The 4784-nt window shown below is 72.9% G+C and carries 4 protein-coding genes, 1 pseudogene and 1 riboswitch; of the genes and pseudogenes, 3 read left to right on the forward strand and 2 right to left on the reverse strand.

Features of this window, described 5'->3' with window-relative positions; all coding sequences use genetic code 11:
- Positions 1-23: 23 nt before the first annotated feature.
- The gene (locus CCL05_RS36585; protein WP_086564949.1) at positions 24-1151 is read right to left on the reverse strand and encodes an alpha/beta hydrolase family protein; all 1128 of its coding nucleotides are present in this window, start codon (positions 1149-1151) and stop codon (positions 24-26) included.
- Positions 1152-1234: 83 nt separating this feature from the next.
- The gene (locus tag CCL05_RS36590; RefSeq protein WP_086564950.1) at positions 1235-1966 is read right to left on the reverse strand and encodes a class II aldolase/adducin family protein; all 732 of its coding nucleotides are present in this window, start codon (positions 1964-1966) and stop codon (positions 1235-1237) included.
- Between the two features lie 248 nt (positions 1967-2214).
- Here CCL05_RS36590 and CCL05_RS36595 point away from each other — a divergent pair, with 248 nt between their 5' ends.
- The 3 genes and pseudogenes from CCL05_RS36595 to CCL05_RS46635 form a co-directional block, all read left to right on the forward strand.
- On the forward strand, positions 2215-3465 hold the full coding sequence (locus CCL05_RS36595) for an inorganic phosphate transporter (protein WP_086564951.1): 1251 nt from the start codon (positions 2215-2217) through the stop codon (positions 3463-3465).
- Between the two features lie 34 nt (positions 3466-3499).
- Positions 3500-3721 (forward strand): hypothetical protein, encoded by a 222-nt coding sequence (locus CCL05_RS36600; protein ID WP_086564952.1) that lies wholly within the window; start codon positions 3500-3502, stop codon positions 3719-3721.
- Between the two features lie 703 nt (positions 3722-4424).
- A riboswitch (cobalamin riboswitch) is annotated at positions 4425-4562 on the forward strand.
- A gap of 101 nt (positions 4563-4663) precedes the next feature.
- Positions 4664-4784, forward strand: a pseudogene (locus tag CCL05_RS46635) (cobalamin biosynthesis protein); the annotation flags it as partial.

Raw genomic sequence — 4784 nt, forward strand, 5'->3', positions numbered from 1 at the left:
GGGGGGTGCGGGAGGCCGGGGGGTCACATGAGAGGTGTCAGGAAGCGTCGCAGGGCTTCCTCGTAGGCCTGCGGGTCGGCGTTCCACATCGCACCGTGGGGCGCGTTGCCGACGGTGCGGAAGGCGACCATGTCGGGGCGGGCGTCGGCGAGCCGGCGGGAGAGCTGCCAGGGGGCCACCGTGTCGTCCGGTCCGTGGAAGACGAGTGCCGGGACCTGGAGCCCGGCGGCGGGGGACGCGTCCGGGGCTCGGTCGCCGTACAGACCGGTGCGGCCCTGCGCGGCGCGGACCGCCAGGGGCAGCAGCGGGCCCGGGGTGCGGCGGGCCGCGGCGAGGGCGCGCAGGGTGGTCTCCCAGCTGAGCACCGGGGAGTCCAGGACGAGCCCGGAGACGCGGTCGCGCAGTTCCGAGTGCGCGGCGGCGCGCAGGGCCATGGTGGCGCCGGAGGACCAGCCGTGCAGGACGACCTGCCGGGCGCCGTGGCGCACGGCGTGGCGGATCGCCGCGTCGAGGTCGCGCCACTCGGTCTCGCCGAGGTGGTTCAGGCCGCCGGGCGGGCGGGGCGCGCCGAGGTCGCCGCGGTAGGAGAGGGCGAGCACCGGGAAGTGGTTGCTGTGCAGGAACCCCATGACGTTCATGGCGAGTTCCCGGGTGGTTCCGAGGCCGTGCACGGCGATCACCCAGGTGTCCCGGGCGCCGGGCACGAACCACGCGGGCAGGGCGCCGAGTTCGCCGGGGATGTCGATGTCGGTGTGTTCGATGCCGAGGGCGGCGCTCGGGTTGCCGACGTACAGGTTCGGGGTGAGCCAGGCCTTGTCGCCGGGTTCCAGGGTGCCGTGCGTGACCCGCTCCAGGCGGCGTACGACGGTGTCGGCGGTGTCCGAGGCGTCGGCCAGGACGGGTCCGACGACCGCGTGGGAGCCGTCGCCGGACAGGCCGTAGCGGCCGGGCCGCAGGGCGGCCAGGTCCCGGGTGAGGCTGATCTGCCCCGCGGCGGTGCCGTGCACGGTGAGCCGGGGTTCGGTGGGCAGGGGCCTGCCGGGAGGCGCCTTCAGCGCGGCGTCACTGGCGAACCGTCCGGCGGCCACGGCGGCCGCACCGACTCCGAACAGGGCGGTGACGGCAGCGGCCGTCGCTCTGGCAGTGCGCACGTCACCAGTGTCCCGGCGGACCGGGCGACGGACCAGTGGGGGGCAGCGGCGGGGTGACCGGGGCGGGCGGCCGGGACGGAGGGTCAGCGGCGCTGGCCGTACCCCCGCAGCCGTTCCTGGACCTGCGCCAGCTGCTCGCCCGACAGCAGGCTCGGGGACAGCCCCGGGACCGATGTGGCGGTCAGCCACAGGCGGCACATCCATTCCAGCTGGGCCGTGCGGTCGTAGGCCTGGTCGAGGGACGCGCCGTGGGTGACGGTGCCGTGGTTCTGGAGGAGGCAGCCGGAGCGGTCGGCGAGGGCGTGGAGCATGTTCTCGGCCAACTCGTCGGTGCCGTACGTGGCATACGGGGCGACCCGGACGGGCCCGCCGAGCGCGGCGGCCATGTAGTGGATCAGTGGCAGCTCGCTCACGAGCGTGGAGACGGCCGTCGCGTGCACGGCGTGGGTGTGGACGACGGCACGGGCGCCGGTCGTGCGGTAGACCGCGAGGTGCATGGGCAGCTCGCTGGTCGGGACGAGGGTGCCGAGGACCTGCCGGCCGTCGAGGCCGACGCCCGTCACGTCGTCCGGCTGCAGCCGGTCGTAGGGGACGCCCGACGGCGTGACCAGGACCGTGTCCCCGACGCGCACCGAGACGTTCCCCGAGGTGCCGACGACGAGCCCGTCGGAGACGGTCCGGATGGCCGTCGTGACGAGTTCCTCCCAGGCGCGCGCCTCCTCGGGGCGCACGACCCTGTGCCGCGACTGCCCCGCATCCCGCCCGCCGTCCCGGCCGTCCCCCGCGCCTCGTCCGTCGCCTCGCTGCTCAGCCATGCGGCGATCCTGCCAGGCGGGTCCTCAACGCACCGCCGGGCGGGTCCACTTCAGGCCGGAAGCCGCGCCTACGGAAATTCGCATACCGGGACAGATACCCTTGTCGCGTATACGAACCTGGTCCCGCCCCCAGGACGGAACGGCAACCCTCGAATGCAGACACCCCTGCGCCCCTCCCAGTTCATCTTCCGTTCACTCGGGTTACCTACGTTCGACTGGCCAACGACCTCGAACGATTGCCTGGGTAAATGGAAAGCTTCTCGCTGATCCTCGCGATTGTGGTGGTAACCGCACTCGCGTTCGATTTCACGAACGGTTTCCACGACACCGCGAACGCGATGGCCACGACCATTTCCACGGGCGCCATGCGGCCCAAGGTCGCCGTCGCCATGTCGGCCGTCCTCAACCTGGTCGGCGCCTTCCTGTCCGTGGAAGTCGCCAACACGATCTCCAAAGGCCTCGTCGACGAGGCCGGCATCCGTCCCGAGGTCATCTTCGCCGCCCTGGTCGGCGCGATCCTCTGGAACCTGGTGACCTGGCTGGTCGGCCTGCCGTCCAGTTCCTCGCACGCCCTGATGGGCGGCCTGATCGGCGCCACGATCGCCTCGGCGGGCGTCGGCGCGGTCCACGGTGACGTCCTGGTCACCAAGGTGCTGATCCCGGCGATCGCCGCCCCGGTGGTCGCGGGCATCGCCGCACTGCTCGCCACCCGGCTGACGTACTCCCTCGGCAAGAAGGCCGACGGCAAGGCCTCCGAGAAGGGCTACCGGGCCGGCCAGATCGCCTCCGCGGGCCTGGTCTCGCTGGCCCACGGCACCAACGACGCCCAGAAGACCATGGGTGTCATCACCCTCGCCCTGGTCGCCGGCGGCGCCGTCGCCCCCGACTCCGACCCGCCCACCTGGGTCATCCTCTCGGCGGGTCTCGCCATCGCGCTCGGCACGTACCTCGGCGGCTGGCGCATCATCCGCACCATGGGCAAGGGCCTGACCGACCTCCGGCCGCAGCAGGGCTTCGCCGCCCAGACCAGCGCGGCCACGGTCATCCTGGCCTCCTCGCACATCGGCTTCTCCCTCTCCACCACCCACTCCGTGTCCGGCTCGGTGATGGGCGCGGGACTCGGCCGCAAGGGCGGTGTCGTCCGCTGGTCGACGGCGACGCGGATGTTCGTCGCGTGGGGCCTGACGCTGCCGGCGGCGGCCCTGGTGGGCGCGCTCGCCGAGTACGTCACCGGCTTCGGCAGCTGGGGCACCGCGGTGGTGGCCGTCTTCCTCGTCGCCTCCAGCGCGGCGATCTGGAAGCTCTCGCGGCGTGAGGTCGTCGACCACACCAACGTCAACGACGCCGACGAGGCGGAGCCGGCCGGTGTGGTGACCACGGCGATGGCCGCGGTGACGCCGCCGCCGGCGGGTGGCACGGCCACGGACGACCCGAGCGCCACGATCCCGGCGCCGGCCCCGGTCGAACGCCGGCCCTCCACCACGACCACCCCGGTCTGACCCCGCCCACTCGGTTACAAGGAGAACCTCTGCCATGAAAATCGACTGGGCGGCCCTCGGCTCCGTCTTCGGCGTCAGCCTCGTGGTCACCGTGGCCCTGGTGGGCCTGTTCACCCTCGGCATCACCGGCCTGTCCCGCCGCGAGCGGGCGGCCGCCGAGGGCGGGACCGCGGGCCTCGCGGTGACGGGCGCGTACGCGTGCTTCGCGGCGTGTGCGGCGGCTGTGGGATACGGGATCTATCTGATCGTGGCCTGATCCACGCTTGCTTCCGCCGGGCGGTACGGGACTTTGGTCCTGTGCCGCCCGGTTGTCGTGTGGCGGGGCGATGGCGCGGAGCAGGTCGGAGCGGCCCAGCGGTGCGACGACCTGGACGCAGTCGCTGAGGACGTGGGCGGTGGCGGGTTCCGCGAGGTCGTCGAGGCAGGCGGAGCGCAGGCTCGCGAGGACGCGCAGCCGCTTGTCCTCGGCGGGGACCGAGGCGATGGCGACGACCAGGGCCAGCAGGGCGCGGGCGGCGGCCGGTTCGGCCGCAACGATCTCCTCGAGCTGGTTGAGGAAGAAGACATGGCCCCGTCGGCCGCAGCGGTCCAGCAGACGCCGGCCGGGGGCGAGCAGGAATCCGGAGCCGACGGGAGTGCCGTCGGCGGACCGTACCCGAACCACTGCGGGGCCGAGCCCTTCCGGGAACCGTGCGCCGGTCACCTCGGCGGGCCAGGGCGGCGGCCAGTGACGTCCACCGGCACCAACTCGTCGTCACAGCGCACTGATCCCGTCCTTTTCGCAGCTTTCCACCCGTGCGAGGTATTGGAGGGTTTGCGCCGGACACACGCAAGCGGGTCGCCGGAACGTGGCCCGCACAGGGGTATTCACCCCGACCCGTCCCACGGGATCAGGGCTCCGTGCCAGCGGTGTGGGCTTCTGCACACTCTCCCCTCGCAGGTCAACGGCAAGTTGACGGCTGATGCCGACCGTGGTGGACTGCCGGGGCCAGTACGGCGGCAGGAGAGGAAGCCGGTGGAAGTCCGGCGCGGTCCCGCCACTGTCACCGGGGTAGTGATCCCCGGGAGCCAGGAACTCTCACCGCCGGTCTAGTCGAACCAGGGCGTGGACACCCTGAGTGAGGACATATCGCCATGCGCGGCTGCCGATCGAGGTTCAGAACCCCACCCCTGCCCGCCCCCGCGGCCGGCTGAGCCCATGGGTGCCGGTCGCGTCTTCGCGTACGGCGCCGCCGCCGGTCTGATCGGTGACCTGCTGCTCGGCGATCCCCGCCGGGGGCATCCGGTCGCCGTGTTCGGGCGGGCCGCGGAGGCCGTGG

Source organism: Streptomyces africanus (assembly GCF_002150735.1).
Classification (GTDB): domain Bacteria; phylum Actinomycetota; class Actinomycetes; order Streptomycetales; family Streptomycetaceae; genus Streptomyces; species Streptomyces africanus.

Excerpts from the sequence above, each read along its gene's own strand:
- CCL05_RS36600 (WP_086564952.1), top strand. The coding sequence starts at position 3,500 with ATGAAAATCGACTGGGCGGCCCTCGGCTCCGTCTTCGGCGTCAGCCTC.
- CCL05_RS36595 (WP_086564951.1), top strand. The coding sequence starts at position 2,215 with ATGGAAAGCTTCTCGCTGATCCTCGCGATTGTGGTGGTAACCGCACTC.
- CCL05_RS36590 (WP_086564950.1), bottom strand. The coding sequence starts at position 1,966 with ATGGCTGAGCAGCGAGGCGACGGACGAGGCGCGGGGGACGGCCGGGAC.